A 17350-nucleotide genomic window follows, 5' to 3' on the forward strand; every position below is an offset into this window, starting at 1 on the left:
AGGCGAAGTTGTTTGGCGGCTTTCCGGCCGCAGGCGCCGGGGAGTGCAAAGCCGGCGGGCTCAAGTCAAGAGCGCGCGGGGAAATCCATCGAGGATCAGGCCGGCCTGCGCGCCGTGACGATCCAGCCCTCGACGGGCTTGGCGTCCTCCTTGCGCAGCGTATCCCGCCGGATGGTTTCGATCACGAAGCCGGCCTCGCGAAGACGCTGCTCGACGAAGTCGTGGCGATGGCGATACCGGCCATGCGGCTCGAGGCGGAACCCTGCGCCTTCCTCGCCCTCCAGGGCCTCGACCGTGAAGACGAGCACGCCGTCGGGCCTCAACGAGGAAAATGCGACACGCGCAAATTCGTTGATTTCGCCGAAATAGCAAAGCGTGTCGGCTGAAATGACTGAATTGAACGTCGCCGGGCGCTCGCCCAGAAACGCGGTCAGCTCAGCCTCATGCAATTCATCGTAGCCACGCGCTTCGGCCTTTTCGAGCATGCCGCTCGACAGATCAAGCCCGATCATCCGCTCGCAGCGCTCGCGCACGAGCGGGCCACAAAGCCCTGTGCCACAACCGGCGTCGGCGAGCACGCCGAAGCTGCGCCCATCTGGATGCGCCTCTGCGAGCGCTTCGGCGACAATCTGCGGCGCCCGATAGCCAAGCATGGACAGCCTGGCGTCGAAACTCTCGGCGAACTTGTCGAAAGTCGCCACGACATAGGCGTCTGTCGCGCGATCCGGCGAGTCGCCGCTGTGCGCGGCGAGCATGTGCCGAGCCACGGGATCATCGGGCTCGGTTTTCATCCACTCGCGAATGATCTCAAGCGCCTTTTCGGGCTCGCCGATGCGACGGTGCGCGTGTGCGAGCAAGACGCGAGCCTCCCGCGCGCCGCCCACGTTGAGGAGGATCGAATGGCTCAGCGCCGTGACGCCCTCCTCGATCTGGCCGACCACGACACAGAGATGGCCCAGATTGTAATAGGCCTCGTAATAGTCAGGCTTCAGCTCCGTCGCGCGTTTGTAACTCCGCAAGGCGTCCTCGAAGCGTCGCGCACGCTCGAAGACAACGCCGAGATTATTGTGCGCCTCGGGATAGTCCGGCGCCAGGCGAAGCGCCGTTTCATAAGCGTCCCGCGCTTCGGCGAGAGTCGCCGGGTCCTCCTTCAGAACATTGCCGAGATTGTTCCATGCCCAGGCCCGATCAGCGAGCTGCTCCATCGAGCGCCGCAGATGACGGAGCGAGTCCAGCGTCCGATTGCCTTGATGCAGCAGCACGCCGAAAAAGTGATTGGCGCGCGGATGGTCGCGATCCACGCGAAGCAGCGCACGATAGATGGTTTCGGCCTGCTTTTTATTTCCGAGACGATGATGCGTCATCGCAAACTGCAGCGCCTCGCCAAAACGCATCGTGACGCCGAGTTCTTTTTCTTGCTCGCCGAGCCTTTCGAGTTCGTCGCCCTCGGAAACGCGGCCGAGGCGACGCAGATTCGCCGCGAAAAGTCGAACCGTGTCGATATCCGCCCTGAAGGCGACGGGCTGGGCGTCCGTCAAAGCCGCAGAATCGGCCGCGACGCCACGCTGCTCTGAGCTCAATGCGGATTGGGGAGCGGACGACATGGCGGCCTCGGCGGCGACAATCCGGCAACTTGTCGTTGGGCGCCCTATAGTGGCCAAGCCAGCGCCGTCCGCAATCCCGCGCCCGATCAGGATTGCGAAAAAGCTAGAGCATGGCGCGAAAAGTGGAAACCGGTTTTTCCGGGGTGAACGCAAGCGTCCGCCCTGCAAAGCCATGCTCCAAATTTTGGAATCGATCACGTTCTCGCACTTTGATTGATTCAATCAAGGTGCGGCGTGATCCAGCGCCGCCAGCCGTTTAAACGTTTGAAGGTCAGCCGGGCTTGCGCGCCGTGACGATCCAGCCCTTCACGGGCTTGGCGTCTTCCTTGCGCAGCGTATCCTGTCGGATGGATTCAACGGTCAGTCCGGCCTCCGAGAGACGCTTCTCGATGAAGCCGCGACGGTGGCTGTACCGGCCGTGCGGCTCAAGGCGGAAGCCGTCATCCCCCTCGCCTTCAAGCGCTTCGACCGTGAAGACGAGCACGCCTCTCGATTTGAGCGCGCCAAAGGCGGCGCTCGCGAACTGATCGAGCTCGCCAAAGTAGCAGAGCGTGTCAGCCGAGATGATCGAATTAAATGCGCCGAGGCGCTCGCGAAGGAACGCGGTCAGCTCGGCCTTGTGCAACTCGTCGTAACCGCGGGCTTCGGCCTTTTCGAGCATGCCGGCCGAGAGATCAAAGCCAATCATCCGCTTGCAGCGCTCGCGCACCAGCACGCCGCAAAGTCCGGTGCCGCAGCCGGCGTCGGCGAGCACGCCGAAGCTCAGTCCGTCGGGATGCGCCTCGGCGAGCGCTTCGGCGACAATCTGCGGCGCCCGATAGCCAAGCATGCTGAGCTTCGAGTCAAAGCTGTCCGCGAAACTGTCGAATGTCGACACGACAAAACTGTCCGCGGCGCGATCAGGCTTTTCGCCGCTTTGCGCCGCGAGCATGTGGCGGGCGACCGGATTGTCGGGCTCGGCCTGCGCCCATTCACGGAAAATCGCCAGCGATTTTTCAGGCTGGCCGATCGCCCGGTAGGCGTGCGCCATCAGAACGCGCGACTGCCGCGTGCTGTCGTCCCCCTGGAGCACGATCGACTGGCTCAGCGCCAGGATCGCTTCGTCATGCCGCTCAAGCGATACATAGAGATAGCCGAGATTATAGAACGCTTCGAAATAATCCGGCTTCAATTCGGTCGCGCGCTTGTAGTTTTGCAACGCGTCCTCGAGGCGTCCGGCGCGCTCGAAGACGATGCCGAGATTGTTGTGCGCCTCGGGATAGTCCGGCGCCAATCTGAGCGCCGTCTCGTAAGCGTCCTGAGCTTGCGCGCCCTTCTTGGGATCGTCGTTCAGAAGATTGCCGAAATTATTCCAGGCCCAGGCCTGATCGCCGAGGAGCTTCATCGAACGCTGCATATATCGCAGCGCATCCTTCCGCCGCTTGTCGAGATGCAGGAGCACGCCGAGAAAGTGATTGACGCGAGCATGATCGGGATCGACGCGAAGCAGCGCGCGATAGATCACTTCGGCCTGCTCCTTCTTCTCATAACGATGAAGCATCATCGCGAGTTGCAACGCCTCGCCGAAATGCATTTTGATCTTGGCGTTCTTCTCGATCTTGATGATCTGTTCAAGCTGCTCGGCGTCAGCGATGCGGCCGGCGCGCCGCAAATTCTCCGCGAAGAGGGTCGCCGTTTCAGCGTTCGCCTTGAAACTCACGGGGCGCGCGGCGGCCAGCGCAGCAGAGTCTGCCGCGGCGGCGGGCGCCTGTGAACGCAGCGTGGACTTGGGAGCGGTCGACATCATCGCCTCGTCGAGAATTACGGGTGCTTCTTACCTTTGCCCGCCGGCGCCCTGTCAGTGGTGCGGCGGCGCACGTTCCGCCGGCGGCCCCTCACCGATCAGGATCGCGAAACAACCAGGGCCGCCAGCCGCTCGCGCGATCGAATTTAGACCAGCTTCCCTCGGGCAGCGCCAGCCTGTCGGCGATCGCAAAGGCGGCGGCGGGATTGTGCGGCAGCCCGCAATGGCTGCCTTCGACTTCGATGTTTTCCGTCATCAGGCCTTCATTTTCGCGGCAGACGCGCCATGAACAGACGCCGTCCGAACGGGAATAGATCGCCGTGAAGGGAACCGGCGGCGGCGTGTCGATCGCGCCGCCCATATGCTGGTCGCGATCCTCCGACCTGAAGCCGCTGACATATTCATAGACCTTCCAGGCGTTGGTGGCGCGCGGGCTGCCCTTGAACGGCGAGCCCAGCGAAATCACGCATCTGATATCGTCGGGCAATCGCTTCGCGATCTGGCGCGCGTAGATGCCGCCGAGGCTCCAGCCGATGAGCGAGACCTTGCGGCCGTGGGTGCGACGCAACGTTTCAATGCGCGCGATCATCCTGTCTTCGACGCCAGGAAGCGGGCCGAGATTGCGGCCCAGCCCCCAGCCCTGCGCCGCGTATCCGCGCCCCCGGAGAAAGGCGGCCAGGGGACGCATCGCAAGATCGCTCGCCATCAGGCCGGGAATGACGATCACGGGATGTCCGTCGCCGCGCGGGGCGCGAGCGAGCAAAGGCAGAGCGGCGCCGAACAGCGCGAGCTCAGGCAGCGCCCGTCCTTCAAGCGCCAGAAGCCAGCGCGAAGGCGGCGCGGAGAATGAGGCGTCGACGGCGAAGCTCATGGTCTCCCCCGGGAGATCGCGGCGTGGCGAGATTCGCGAGCGCCTATTCTATTGCGGCGCAGCATTTCTGCAAACAGGGCGCAGCTTCGCGCCGTTGTCAGCCTAATGTCACATCCCTGTAGCTTTTCGCCGGCTAAGGGCGTTAACTCCCAAAAAATGGGGAACGTTCAATCAAGGTGCCAACGCCCATGAAAGAGGCGGCGATCGAGGTCGAGGGGTTGAAGGCGGGGTATGGCGAGACCGTGGTGCTGCACGGCGTCGACCTTTCCATCGCGCGCGGCGAATTCATTGCGATGCTGGGCTCGTCGGGCTGCGGCAAGACCACACTGCTGCGGACCGTCGCCGGCTTCCAGCGCGCCTTCGCCGGCGCCGTCAGACTGTTCGGCAGGGATGTCGCGCCGCTGCCGCCGGAGAAGCGCGGCCTCGCCATGGTGTTCCAGTCCTACGCGCTGTGGCCGCATATGACGGTGCTCGGCAATGTCGGCTACGGGCTGAAGCTGCGAGGCGTCGCGCGCGAAGACATCCGCAAGCGCGTGCGCGCGGTGCTCGCGATGCTCAATCTCGACGGGCTCGAAGATCGCAAGGTGACCGATCTCTCCGGCGGCCAACGCCAGCGCGTCGCGCTTGGCCGCGCGCTCGCGATCGAGCCCGACATTCTTCTGCTCGACGAGCCGCTCTCCAATCTCGACGCCAAGGTGCGTCTGCAACTGCGCGACGAGATCAAGTCGCTGCAGAACAGGCTCGGCTTCACGGCGCTGCACGTCACCCATGATCGCGAAGAGGCGATGACGATGGCCGACCGCATCGTGGTGATGAATGCGGGCCGCATTGCGCAGCTCGGCGCGCCGGAGGAAGTCTACGACAAGCCCGCCTCGCCTTTCATCGCCACCTTCATGGGGGCGGAAAATCGCATCGAGCTGAAGATCGCCCGCGCCGACGGCGCCTATGACGTCTCGACCGGCGGCGTCGCGCGACGTTCGCGCAGCGCCGACGCGCTGCCTGAAGGCGCGGTCACCGCTTATTTCCGCGACAGCGCCGCGGCGCTGGTGGCGCATGACGAGCAGGCCGACGACGCGATCGTGCTGCCCGGCCGCATCGTGCAGCGCAGCTATCCCGGCGGGCACTATCGTTACAGTGTCGAGACAGAGGGACGTCAGTTCTCTGTCACACACGACCACTATCACGACCTCGGATCAGCAGTGGGGCTGAAGCTGCCATTCCGGGCGATGCATCTTTTTCCGAGTTCGGAATGACAGGGAGCGGGAGAACCTCAATGAAAATGCATCTTTTGGCCGGCCTCGGCGCGGCGGCGCTGATGGCGGCGCCTGCGTCGGCGCAGACGCTCAACGTCGTGACCGCGGGCGACCAGAACATGGTCGATTACGTCAAGGATTATCTCGGGCCGATGTTCGAGAAGCAGCATCCGGGCGTGAAGGTCGTGTCGGTCGGCACAGGCCCCGGAGACGCCGGCTCGCAGAAAATTTTCGAGAAGCTCGACGCGCAGAAGAAGGCCGGCGCAGCCGCCTGGGATTTCGACGTCGTCGTCATCCACCAGAAGATGGCCGGCGACATGGCGAAAGACGGCATGCTCGTGCGCTATCGCGGCGACATCCCGACCGGCAAACTGGTGACCCGCGATTCCGCCGTGAATTCGCTCGGCGCGAACGTCGACGGCTATGTCATGCCGATGTTCCATTCGCAGACGGCGCTCGCCTACAACGCCGACATGGTGAAGGACGTCCCGTCGAGCTATCCCGAACTCGTCGAATGGACGAAGAAGCATCCGAAGCAGTTCGGCTATAACGGCATCAAGGGCGGCATGTCCGGCGTCGCCTTCGTCACCGGCTGGGTCTCGGCCTTCGGCGGCGATTCCGCCAAGCTCGAAAAGGGCCCTTATGATCCGGCCGTGAAAAACAGCTGGGACAAGCCGCTCGCCGACCTCAAGGCGTTCAACCAGAATGTTGTGATCACGCCCGGCAACGCCGGCACGCTCGACATGCTCAATCGCGGCGAGATCGCCATCGGTCCGGTTTGGGTCGACATGTTCTACACCTGGCAGGCGGACGGCAAGCTGCCGCCAAACATGAAGCTGAAACTCATGTCGCCCGGCATGCCTGGCCAGCCGATGTATTACGCGATCCCGGCGAAGGCCGCGAACGCCAAGCTCGCCGAACAATTCATCGCGCTGGCGACGAGCCCGCAGGTGCAGGCCGACGGCATCGTCAAGAAGTTCAACTGGTATCCCGGCATCGACGCGCAGAATCTCGAAGGCAAGCTCGACAAGGCGGCCTGGGAGAAGCTGTTCACCGACATCAAGCCGGCCGACCTCTCGGAGAAGGGCCGCCCCTTCCCGATCGCGCCCTACTTCAACGACATTCTCGAATCCTACGAGAAGAAGGTCGCGAATTGAGCCTCGAATTGGACGCAATAGATCCCGTCATGCCCGCGCTTGTCGCGGGCATCCACGTCTTTGTTTGAATTAGAAAGACGTGGATGGCCGGAACAAGTCCGGCCATGACGCGAGCCCTTATAGCCTCTATCTCGGGGCGCAACGCTAAAAGAAGAACGCCGTTTGAAGCAGGGCTACATCTGGGGGCTGATCCTGATCGCGCCGGCGCTGGCGCTGATCGCGATCCTTTTCCTTTATCCTCTCGCGCTGTCGCTGGAGCTCTCGCTGACCGAGCCCGGCGGAACGATCGGCCTCGCCAATTTTCAGAAAGCGTTCGAGCTCTATTCCGGCGATATCATCTATACGATCTTCATCGTCGTCGTCTCGACGCTGCTGACAGGCCTCGCTGCGACGGCGATCGCCGGCGCGCTCACCATGGGCGAGACGCCATGGCTCGTCGGAACGCTGCGCTGGCTCTATCGCTGGCCGCTGTTCATCCCCTTCATCGTCGCCGCGCAGTGCATGCGCACCTTCCTCGCGAAGAACGGGCTGATGAACAACACCTTCGTCGGCATGGGGCTCCTCGATCCCTTGTCGACGCAGAGCTTCCTCGACTGGCGCGGCGTCATCATCACCTTCGTCTGGAAGCAGACGCCTTTCGTCGCCCTGCTGCTCGCCGGCGCGATGGCCTCGATCGATCGCGCGACGATCGAGGCCGGGCGCAATCTCGGCGCGTCGCGTCTGCGGGCGCTGATCGAGCTCGTCATCCCGCAGGTGGCGCGCACGCTGCTGGTCGGCATGGTGCTGTCCTTCGTGACGATGATGAGCGTCCTGTCGGTGCCGATGATGGTCGCGGGATCGCAGCCGACCATGATGACGGTGGACATGGCGTTCCGCGTCACGTCCTATGGAGACTATGGCGTCGCCAATGCGCTCGGCGTGATCTCCTATCTCATCACCGCTTTCGCCGCCTGGTTCTATCTCCGACATAATCTCGCGGAGCGGAGGCAAGCGCCATGACGGCGCGCGCTTCGCTTGCGCTCGTTCTGAAGGCGGCGGCGCTCGCCCTCTTCGCCTTCGTGCTGATCGGCCCGCTGTTCAATCTCGCGCTCTGGTCAGTGGCGGAGCGATGGTACGCGCCATTCAAACTGCCTGTGGTCTACGGCTTGCGCTATTGGGAGGTGGTGTTCCGCCCCACCGGCGACGCCATGTCGTCTCTTGCGACCAGCGTGCTGATCGCGGCGCTGGTGGTCGTCGTCGCGCTCGCCGTTTCGATTCCCGCGGGCTACGCGCTGGCGCGCCTCAAATTGCCCTTACGCGCTGCCATCATGATCCTGTTCCTGCTGCCGCAGGCTTTTCCGTCGATCACGATCTACATCAACGTGGCGCGCGTCTTCTACATGGTCGGACTTGCGGGGACCATTCCCGGCGTGGTGCTGGTCCATGCCGCGCATGCGCTCGTTTATTCCGTCTGGGTCACGACCGCCGCCTTCGCCGCGGTCGACCATGATCTCGAACTCGCGGCGCGCAACATGGGCGCGTCGCCGCAGCGCGCCTTCTGGACGGTGACGCTGCCGCTCGCGGCGCCGGGCATCATGGCGAGCGCCATCTTCGTGTTTCTTGAATCGCTCGACGAATTCACCGGCACGTTCTTCGTCGGCGTGCCGCAGGTCACGACGCTGCCGCTGCTGCTCTACAGCGCAAGCATGGGCGGCAACTATCAGATCGCCTCGATCACCGCCCTCATTCTTCTCATCCCCTCGATCGGCTTCATGCTGCTGATCGAGCGCTTCCTGAAAGCCGATGTGATGGCGAAGGTCGGAAGATGATTTGGACCCGTTCGCGCTGAAGAGCGCGAACGGAGCGCGTCACGATTTCCGCTTGTCGTAGGCATCGCCGAAATACTGCATGAAGGCGCCGAACAACCCCGACTCGTGGTTTCCGGCCTTCATCTTCCAGCGCGTGACAAAATCGTCCCAGAGCCGCGCCTTCTTGTTGGTGAACATGCCGGCGCTCTTGTTGGCGTCGAGCGCTTTCTCGATCTCCTTGGGATCGAGATCGGCGACGAGCTTCTGGATCGCGGTCTGGATCGCGGCGAAGCTGTCGACCTGATGCGCTTTCAGGGCGAGAAAGCTCTGCTCGAACGCGCGCTGCGCATCGAGATAGCTCTTAGTCTGCCGGCCGAACATGATCGCGAGCGCGTCTTCGCCTGTCGGCGAGAAGCGCAGCGGGTTGTTGTCGGTCGCCTGAATCAGGGTCTGGTTCGAGCTGCGCATCGCGCCTTTGGATTCCGCGCGCGCCACCAGCAACTGGCCGAGATTGTTGGCGGCGATGTGCATCAGCACGCCCAGCAGTTCGGCGAGCGCGCCTGCGTCTCTCGTCGCGATCGCTTCCTCCGACAATCGCGCGCCCTTGGCGAAACGCCTGATAAATTCACCGCCGCCGGTCGCCGTTCCCGTTGGCGCGAAAGACGGCGGCGACGGCGCGGCCGTGAGCGGCGGCGGAGGAGCCGGAGCGACTGACGCGGACGGCGTCAATTGCGGCATCGGCGGCAGCGATGTCGGCCTTTGCTCAGACGCCGCGGGCGCGAATTCCGGCGGCGTCGCGCGAGGCAAGCCTGCCGGCGGTTCAGCAGGCGGCACGGCCTCGGGAACGAAGGGCGCAGCGACAGGTGGAGGCGGCGGCGGCGCGACAGGCGCGGCGGCAGGCGGCGGCGCGAATGAAGCAGGCGCAGCAGGCGGCGGAGCGCCCCATGGCGAGTCGGAATGGTCTCCGCCTCCGCCCCAGACGTCTCCGGCCGGAGGCGCAACCGAAGGAGGCGCGTAAGGGCTCGGCGCCGGCGGAAGAGGCGCATAGGGACTCGGTCCCGGCGTCATCGAAGGCGGAGGCGCAGCATGCGCGGCCTCGGGAATCGACGCCGCCCAGTCGAGCACGTCGCCGGATTGAAGCGGCTGCGATGCGCGTGGCGCGCGGAAGCCCTTGGGATCGACGGGAGGCGCAGCGCCGGCGCCGCTCCCCCACAGACCGCCCTCGCCCTGCGGCGCGTCATCCTGCCCTTCGCCGGCGGCTTCGTCGTCGCCCTCGACCTCGACATTGATGATGTAGTGGCCGATCTCGATGCGATCGCCGGAACGCAGCCGATGCTGCTCCTGCAGGCGGCGCTCGCTGCGATTGACGAAGGTGCCGTTGGTCGAGACGTCGCGCAGCCAGTAGCCGCCGTCGCGATAGCGCACTTCACAATGCTTGCCGGAGACGACCCGGTTGGGATCAGGCAACACCCAATCGAGATATTGATCGCGGCCGATATCGAAGCCGCGCTTGCCCGACACGCTGTAGCTGACGGGTCCACCGTCCGGCAGCGACGGCACATTTTCAAGGGTCAAGCGCAACGGCATTGCGCACTATCTCCTGTTTCGCCGGCGGCGGGCGCGAAGGCGACGTGGATGCAGGCCGCGCCGGCGAAAATCAAGGAGAGTTTGACTGGATCGGCGCGCCGCCAGCAAGTCCCTTCGTCGTCGCGGCTCCCGGCGCGCGGCGAACGTCAGGAAGAGTTCTGATTCGCCAGTTGCTGGCACATGCCGACCGCGCTCGTGATGTGAGCCGCCCGATCGCGAGCCGGCACTTTCGAGAGCGCAATCAGGACGGCGGCGCGGACGGCTCTCGCCGTCATGTCGGCGGTGCAGGGTGGCCCGGACATCCCGCCCATGGTCAGGTTTCCGCCGGCAGTGCCGGCGCCAAGCGCCACCCACACGCCCGGCAACTCGCGATCGCCGTTGAAGCCCGCATCGAGCGCCGCCCGGCGGCGATGCTCCTCCGGCTCCCGCACCCACGCCTCGGCGATCAGCAGCGCCTTCTCCTCATCGCGCCCGCGCGGACAACCCATCGCGCGGATGGTCTGAGCGCTCCACCACACCGCCTCGCGCCGCCCGAGAACATAGGCGCAGAAACTGATGGCGTCTTCCGGGGCCTTGCTGCCGGGCAGCTTGGCGAGAAACTTCAGCGGCGGCTCCGCGCTCGGAGCCGCCTGAATATCCTGCTGAGCGTTGGGGAACGCCTCGAAAACTTCCTGGGCCGACGCAAATCTCAACCGGGTCATGGGCAAGCCGTTCAGTTCAACTTGATCAACGCGGACGACTGTTGGAGGCAGACCGCTGCGTCGATGGTGACATTCTTGCTTGTGCCGTTGATCTTGATGTCCAACGCCTTGATCGTGATGCCGCCCTGCGTCAGCTCAATCATCGACTGGCCAACCTTGAGCGTGATTTTGGTCTGGGATTCGACGAAGATATCATCCGTAGTCTTGATCGTCTGCTTGCCGTGGATATCGACCGTCTGATCGCCGTCGCTGATCGTGAGCGTATCGCTGCCCGTCTTGATCTTGACCTCACGCGCGGGGTCGGCGTGGCCAATATCCTTGCCCGTGATCTCGCGCGTTTCCTGATTCTCGATCTTGCTCTCGAGATCCTTCTCTGCGTGAAAGAAGACCTTCTCTTTGTCTTTCAAATCCTCGAAGATAAGCTGGTTGAAATTGTCGGGTCCGCCGCCCTTGGACGAGCGGGTCTTCATGCCATGCTTCGTCTTGTTCGCAGGCATTTCCTCCGGCATCTTGTTATCGCCGTTGTAGACTGTGCCGACGACGATCGGACGGTCCGGATCGCCGCCGATGAATTCGACTACCGCCTCCATGCCGATGCGCGGGATGTAGAAGCCGCCCCACTGCTTGCCGGAAAACATCTGCGACACGCGCACCCAGCGCGACGAATTCTCGTCCTTCTTGCCCTTGCGGTCCCAATGGAACTGCAGCTTCACGCGGCCATGCTTGTCGGTATGGATCTCTTCGCCCGACGGCCCGACCACCAGAGCCGTCTGAGGACCGTAAATGACCGGCTTGGGCGTGACGACCGGCGCGCGAAACTGTACTTTCGCGGGCAACAGCACATATTCGCCGCGATACGTGCTCTCCACTTCGGGCTGGCCCCCAGACATATAACTCTGCGACTCAAACACATGAGTCGCGTCGACGACCAGAAATTCCTGGCCGACGTCGGCTATCTTGTGTTTGCTCTCAAGCGTCGTCTTGAAGCCGGGCTGCAGGCTTTGACCCGTTCCGCTGGCGTAGCGACGCTGGTCAAACGCTTCCGACATCTCCATCAGGACCTGGGCGTATCGGTGGCCGACATCGCCTTTTTGCGACAGCTTGTATTTGCGGGGATAGGTGAAAACCTCCATCGAACCGTGCTCGAACTTTGACACGGTCTGCTGATTTTCCTTCATGTCCGCCGGCGGCGTTTCGAAATCATAGCCGCTGACGACGACCTTGCCGGTCCCGTACTTCCGCTCCTGCCTCCAGCTATGCACATATTGCTTATCTGTCGGAGCGCCCGTCCTTTTCGCGCCATATTCGAGCTTCGGGAGATGCTCCGCCGGCTGATGCGACGACTTGTTGTCGACGATAATCATCTTGTGCGAATTGTCTTCGTGCTTGAAGTAATAATAGATGCCCTCCTGCTCCATCAGCCGGTTGACGAAGTTGAGGTGCGTCTCCTGATACTGGACGCAATAGTCGAGCGTCGGATAGCTCGTCTGCGTCTTGAACTCGTAGTCGGTGAAGCCGGCTTCGTTGAAGACGTCCTTGATGATGTCGACCACGGTCTTGTGTTGGAAAATGCGCGAATCCATCGCCTGGCTCAACAGCCAGGTCCATGGTCGCACGGTGAGCTGATAATCGTAGACGCGGGCGGTTTCATCTCCGGGCGCGGCGCGCCCATCCCCGCTCGCGCGCGCTTCGACGACCAGGCCGGAGAAATAGCGGGGCTCGGGCTCTTCCGGCGCATACTTTATGCTCGCCTTCTTGCCGATGAGCGAAGCCAGGTCGACCGCCTTCTGCTCGCTGATGCAATCGATCTGAATATTGAAAAGCTGGCTCAAGCCCTCCCGGGCCTCAAAGCCGGTGACCACCAGGACGTCTTCCCCGAGAGGCGTCTTCAGTTTTGCAATCCGGTGCAACTGAGCAAGCGACGAAGACATTGCAACCCCAAAAAAAACGTCCGGAATAACGCTACTTGACGTTAGACAGTTTCCGTCCAATCGTCGAGCGGCAGCCATCCAGAGCCGACGCCCCTTGTCGTCTCGCCCGCGATGTTAATCGAAGGCGGGCTCGCGGCCGGGGTTTTCCGCGAGCGGAGTGGCGGGCTGCAATAAAGCTGTCCCGCCCTGCCTGCGTAACCATTCTTGGCTTTCTTATCTGTGCGAAATCACACTCTCGGCGCGCCAGAGCCTGGCCGCCTGACCACGCGTCCCGAAACGGTTAGCGGATCGCGCGCGTGACCCCTGCCGCAATTCTGGCCTTCGCCACTCCGATCAGCGAGGAGGAGCCGTGCGGCCCCGACCTCGATATGCTCGGCGACGCGGACTATATGCGCTTCGTCGCCCGCATTGACAGCGTCCTGCCGAAATCCTTCGCCAGCTTCGACCGCGCCTCGATCGATTTCCCGGCCGAGTTCGCCACCATCCAGAAGATTCTCGGCCAGTCGCGCGATCTGCGAATCCTGACTTATCTCGCGAAACTTGAAATCCTCAATCGCGATCTCGCGGCGTTTGTCGCGGTCGTGCAGACGATCGAGAAGCTTCTCGACGCCATGTGGGAGCGCGTGATCCCGGAGCTGCTCGACGGCGATCCGATCCTGCGCGTCGTGTCGGTCCAGACGCTCGACGACATGCCCGATTCGGTGATGCCGCTGCAGTCGACGCCGCTGTTCGAGGCGCGGCGCTTCGGCAAGGTGTCCTATCGCGCCCACCTTCTCGCGAGCGGAGCCTTGCAGGCCCGGACGGCGGCGGTCGAAGGGGAAAAGGACGAGGAAAAGCCGTCAAACGACGCAATCCAGACAGCGCTCGTCGAAACCGACATCGAGCAGCTTATCGCCTCGCGAACGCTGACGATCGACCTCGACGCATCCCTGGAGCGGATCGAAACCACCCTCGCGGACAAATCCGGCCAACCCGGCGTGGTCCGCTTCGAGAAGCTGCGCCCCCTCGCCAAGGATATCGCCCTCTTTCTCGACGGCGCGGTCGCGCAGCGCGATCCTGCGCGGGCCATCCTGCAGGCCAAGGAGGCCCGCGAAGAGGTCGGCGACGACGATGAGCCCACGGGCCCTGTTGGCGTCATCCGCACGCTGACCGACGCCAACGCCGCGCTCGCCGCCGCTGCGGGCTACTTTATGCGCTCGGAGCCTTCGAGCCCGATTCTGTCGCTGATCGCGCAAGCCGAGGCCCTGATCGGAAAATCATTCTTCGACGCGCTCCAGGCGTTGATGCCCGACAACAGCGGCCGAGCCTTCATCAAGATCGGTCGGGAGACATTTTACGAGCTTTCGATCGAACGGCTTTCCTCATTGTCGGTCACGACCAGCGAACTTCCCGAGGAGCCGGCGCCGACGGAAGAGTATAGTGACTGGAGCGAACAGCCAGCCGAAGACTCGCCGCCCGAGGAGGCCGAAGCCGCGTCAGACGAAACGGCCGGCGAGGAGACGCCGGGCGAAGAAGCGCCGGCGGATGGCGAAACGCCCGCGGAAGCCACCGACGAATCCGCCTACGAGGAGGCTCCGGCCGAGCCGATCGAGGATCCGGAGCCGTCTTACGCTGAACACGCCGATGCGGCGCCGGCCGTCAGTGCGGCAGCGCACACGCCAATGGTGTTCAAGGCCGTAACCCGAAAAGACGCCATGACGATGCTGAGCCAGATCGCCGCCTATTTTCGCTCCGTCGAGCCATCGAGTCCCGTGCCGACGCTGCTCGAACATGCGGCGTCCCTGAGCGGTCGGGACTTCTTCGCGCTCGTTCGCGAGGTTCTGCCGGCTCAGCTCTTCAAGGTTGACGAATAAGGTCTATTCCGCGCAATATCGGGTTTTACGATAGGTTAGTTTGTGACGACGCGCGCGGAGCGTCGCCACGCTTCCGAAAGGGGGATTGCGATGAGCGACAGTGGCCAGAAATTCATCCGCCGCAACCGGGCGCCGCGTGTTCACATCACCTACGAAGATCCCTATGACGCGGACAAGCTGATCGAACTTCCATTCATCATGGGCGTGATGGCCGATCTGTCGGGCAATGCGGCTGGCGCCGACAAACCTGATGTCGGCGAGCGCAAGTTTCTCGACTTCGACATGGATAATTTCGAAAACCGGATGGCTGCGATCCAGCCCGGCATTTCGATGCGCGTCGGCAACAAGCTCGGCGAAGATTCCGACGAGAAGATGCAGGTCAATCTGCGCTTCAACAAGATGGACGATTTCAAGCCCGCTCAGGTGGCCCGTCAGGTGCCGGCGCTCGCAAAGCTCCTCGAAGCGCGCGATCAGCTCAAGAACCTGCAGCTCTACATGGACGGCAAGCAGGATGCGGAGAAGAAACTTCGCGAATTGCTCAGCGATCCCGAATTGATGGCCGCGCTGAAAGAACGCGCCGCCGCCAAGCCGACCGAAAACCAGGACTAAGACGAGGTAGCCATGTCGACTGAGCTTCAGAAGCAAGGCGCCGCGGCTGGGACCGCGACGAAGGACCCCGATGAATTTTCCGCGCTTCTGAAGCAGAGCTTCAAGCCGCGGAACGAACGCGCGGCATCCGAGGTCGAGAGCGCCGTTTCGACGCTCGTCACCCAGGCGCTGGCCGACACGACGCTTTTCAAGGGCGACGTGCTCGACACGCTCGACGCGATGATCGCCGCGATCGACAAGAAGCTGACCGATCAGGTCAACGAGATCATCCATGCCGAAGAGTTCCAGAAGATCGAGAGCGCCTGGCGCGGCTTGAACTATCTGGTGATGAACTCGGAGACCGATGCGAATCTCAAAATTCGCGTCATGAATGTCGGCAAGCGCGAACTGTTGAACAATCTGCGCCTCTATCCCGGCGCGCGCTGGGACCAGTCGCCCCTGTTCAAGCAGGTCTACGAGCAGGAGTTCGGCCAGCTCGGCGGCCAGCCCTTCGGCGCGATGGTCTGCGATTACGAATTCACGCATGAGCCGACTGACATCCAGCTCATGCGCTCCCTGTCGAAGATCTCGGCGAGCGCTCATGCGCCTCTGTTCGCTGCCGCCGGCCCCACGCTCATGGGCATGGATAGCTGGACCGAGCTGATGAATCCGCGCGATCTCAGCAAACTGTTCGACACGCCGGACTATGCGGCGTGGAAGTCGCTGCGGGATGCGGAAGACTCGCGTTATCTCGGTCTTTGCATGCCGCGCGTCCTGTCACGCCTGCCCTACGGCGCGAAATCGGATCCGATCGAGGAGTTCGCCTTCGAAGAAGAGACCGACGGCCATGCCGGCGAGAATTACGGCTGGATGAGCGCGGCCTACGCCATGGCCGTGAACGTCAATCGCGCGTTCAAGGAATATGGCTGGTGCACGCGCATTCGCGGCGTCGAATCGGGCGGCGAGGTCATCAACCTGCCAACGCATACCTTCCCGAGCGATGACGGCGGCGTCGACCTGAAGTGCCCGACCGAAATCGCGATCACCGATCGTCGCGAGGCGGAACTGGCCAAATCAGGCCTGATTCCCCTGATTCACCGCAAGAACACCGACAAGGCGGCGTTCATCGGCGCTCAGTCCATGTATCGGCCGAAGAAGATGATGACGGATGTTGCGACAGCGTCGGAAAACCTGTCGTCGCGCCTGCCCTACATGTTCGCGGTCTCGCGATTCGCGCACTATCTGAAATGCATGGTGCGCGACAAGATCGGCTCGATGAAAGAACGAGCCGCGCTGGAGCGCTGGCTTCAGGAATGGATCAATCTCTACGTTGACGGCGATCCCGCCAACTCTTCGGAATCCATGAAGGCCCAGAAGCCGCTCGCCGCGGCGCGGGTTGAAGTCGTGGAGAACGAAGAGAATCCGGGCTATTATTCTGCGCGCTTCTTCCTGCGGCCGCATTATCAGCTCGAAGGTATGGATATCGGCCTGAGTCTCGTGTCTCGCCTGCCTGCAAAATCGTAATGCAACGGCCGCCTTGTGTCCTAGGACACAACGCGGCCGCGTCATCCATTGTACTCAAAAATGGTCGAAACGAACGGACGGCGATGACGCCGGGCCAATATTAAAACTGAGGAGCTTATCATGGCGGCTACAGACTTTTTCCTGAAGATTGATGGCATCGACGGCGAGTCGGAAGACGATCAGCTCGCGAAGCACCTGCAGCTCCAGTCCTGGAGCTGGGGCGAGACGAACGCGGGCTCGAGCGGTCTCGGCGGCGGCGCCGGCTCCGGCAAGGTCGCGATGCAGGACTTCCACTTCACCGTTGAAATGGGCTCGGCCTCGACGAAGCTGATGCAGGCTTGCGCCACCGGCAAGCACATCGCCAACGCGAAGCTGATCTGCCGCAAATCGACCGGCGACAAGCAGGACAAGTACTGCGAGTTCACCTTCACGGATATCGTGATCTCCAGCTACCAGGTCGGCGGCCACGGTCACGGCAATCCCCTGCCGGTCGAGCAGATCTCGTTCAACTACACGAAGATCGAGATGGAATACTTCAAGCAGGACAGCAAGGGCATCCTGTCTTCGGCCGGCAAGCTCGGCTGGGACCTCAAGAAGAACGTCAAGGTCTAAGCAACAAGAAAGAACCGCCGCGGCTTCCGCGGCGGTTCTTTCTCTTTTCAGTCCGTCGCCGACGGACATTTTTGTTTGAGCGGGATTTCGCGCATGGCG

Annotated in this window: 15 protein-coding genes; 9 read left to right on the plus strand and 6 right to left on the minus strand. The window is 62.8% G+C overall.

The window, feature by feature from the left end; genetic code table 11:
- Positions 1-95: 95 nt before the first annotated feature.
- Entirely contained in the window at positions 96-1205 is a 1110-nt protein-coding gene (locus L8F45_RS11160) for a tetratricopeptide repeat protein (RefSeq protein WP_342362942.1), read from the minus strand.
- A gap of 45 nt (positions 1206-1250) precedes the next feature.
- Here L8F45_RS11160 and L8F45_RS11165 point away from each other — a divergent pair, with 45 nt between their 5' ends.
- The gene (locus L8F45_RS11165; protein WP_342362943.1) at positions 1251-1574 is read left to right on the plus strand and encodes a hypothetical protein; all 324 of its coding nucleotides are present in this window, start codon (positions 1251-1253) and stop codon (positions 1572-1574) included.
- A gap of 301 nt (positions 1575-1875) precedes the next feature.
- On the opposite strand, the gene L8F45_RS11170 is transcribed toward L8F45_RS11165, so the two are convergent.
- Both L8F45_RS11170 and L8F45_RS11175 read right to left on the minus strand, forming a co-directional pair.
- Positions 1876-3303 (minus strand): tetratricopeptide repeat protein, encoded by a 1428-nt coding sequence (locus tag L8F45_RS11170; protein WP_342362944.1) that lies wholly within the window; start codon positions 3301-3303, stop codon positions 1876-1878.
- 175 nt (positions 3304-3478) lie between these two features.
- Positions 3479-4258 carry an esterase/lipase family protein gene (locus L8F45_RS11175; RefSeq protein WP_342362945.1) on the minus strand — a complete coding sequence of 260 codons (780 nt, stop codon included), beginning with the start codon at positions 4256-4258 and terminating at the stop codon, positions 3479-3481.
- A gap of 188 nt (positions 4259-4446) precedes the next feature.
- Between L8F45_RS11175 and L8F45_RS11180 the strand changes: the two genes are divergently transcribed.
- The 4 genes from L8F45_RS11180 (at position 4447) to L8F45_RS11195 (ending at position 8476) form a co-directional block, all read left to right on the plus strand.
- Positions 4447-5511, plus strand: coding sequence for an ABC transporter ATP-binding protein (locus L8F45_RS11180; protein WP_342362946.1), 1065 nt, complete (start codon positions 4447-4449; stop codon positions 5509-5511).
- A 20-nt stretch (positions 5512-5531) separates the two neighbouring features.
- Entirely contained in the window at positions 5532-6668 is a 1137-nt protein-coding gene (locus L8F45_RS11185) for an ABC transporter substrate-binding protein (RefSeq protein ID WP_342362947.1), read from the plus strand.
- 162 nt (positions 6669-6830) lie between these two features.
- A complete protein-coding gene (locus L8F45_RS11190) occupies positions 6831-7667 on the plus strand; it encodes an ABC transporter permease (RefSeq protein WP_342362948.1) in 837 nt (278 codons plus the stop codon).
- Positions 7664-8476, plus strand: coding sequence for an ABC transporter permease (locus L8F45_RS11195; protein ID WP_342362949.1), 813 nt, complete (start codon positions 7664-7666; stop codon positions 8474-8476). Before L8F45_RS11190 ends, L8F45_RS11195 begins: the two co-directional genes overlap by 4 nt.
- Before the next feature lie 39 nt (positions 8477-8515).
- On the opposite strand, the gene tagH is transcribed toward L8F45_RS11195, so the two are convergent.
- The 3 genes from tagH to L8F45_RS11210 all read right to left on the minus strand — a co-directional run bounded on the left by tagH (position 8516) and on the right by L8F45_RS11210 (position 12752).
- Positions 8516-10042: a type VI secretion system-associated FHA domain protein TagH gene (gene tagH / locus L8F45_RS11200; RefSeq protein WP_342362950.1), complete on the minus strand. Its 1527-nt coding sequence runs from the start codon at positions 10040-10042 to the stop codon at positions 8516-8518.
- Positions 10043-10188: 146 nt separating this feature from the next.
- The gene (locus L8F45_RS11205) at positions 10189-10743 is read right to left on the minus strand and encodes a DUF6931 family protein (RefSeq protein WP_342362951.1); all 555 of its coding nucleotides are present in this window, start codon (positions 10741-10743) and stop codon (positions 10189-10191) included.
- An 11-nt stretch (positions 10744-10754) separates the two neighbouring features.
- Positions 10755-12752 (minus strand): type VI secretion system Vgr family protein, encoded by a 1998-nt coding sequence (locus L8F45_RS11210; RefSeq protein ID WP_342362952.1) that lies wholly within the window; start codon positions 12750-12752, stop codon positions 10755-10757.
- 218 nt (positions 12753-12970) lie between these two features.
- Here L8F45_RS11210 and L8F45_RS11215 point away from each other — a divergent pair, with 218 nt between their 5' ends.
- The 4 genes from L8F45_RS11215 (at position 12971) to L8F45_RS11230 (ending at position 17251) form a co-directional block, all read left to right on the plus strand.
- A complete protein-coding gene (locus L8F45_RS11215) occupies positions 12971-14527 on the plus strand; it encodes a type VI secretion system protein TssA (RefSeq protein WP_342362953.1) in 1557 nt (518 codons plus the stop codon).
- Positions 14528-14617: 90 nt separating this feature from the next.
- Positions 14618-15136, plus strand: a complete 519-nt coding sequence (gene tssB / locus L8F45_RS11220) for a type VI secretion system contractile sheath small subunit (RefSeq protein ID WP_342362954.1) — start codon at positions 14618-14620, stop codon at positions 15134-15136.
- A 12-nt stretch (positions 15137-15148) separates the two neighbouring features.
- Complete coding sequence (tssC, locus tag L8F45_RS11225) at positions 15149-16639, plus strand: type VI secretion system contractile sheath large subunit (protein ID WP_342362955.1); 1491 nt, start codon at positions 15149-15151, stop codon at positions 16637-16639.
- A gap of 120 nt (positions 16640-16759) precedes the next feature.
- The gene (locus L8F45_RS11230; protein ID WP_342362956.1) at positions 16760-17251 is read left to right on the plus strand and encodes an Hcp family type VI secretion system effector; all 492 of its coding nucleotides are present in this window, start codon (positions 16760-16762) and stop codon (positions 17249-17251) included.
- Positions 17252-17350: the final 99 nt, after the last annotated feature.

Source organism: Terrirubrum flagellatum (assembly GCF_022059845.1).
Classification (GTDB): Bacteria; Pseudomonadota; Alphaproteobacteria; order Rhizobiales; family Beijerinckiaceae; genus Terrirubrum; species Terrirubrum flagellatum.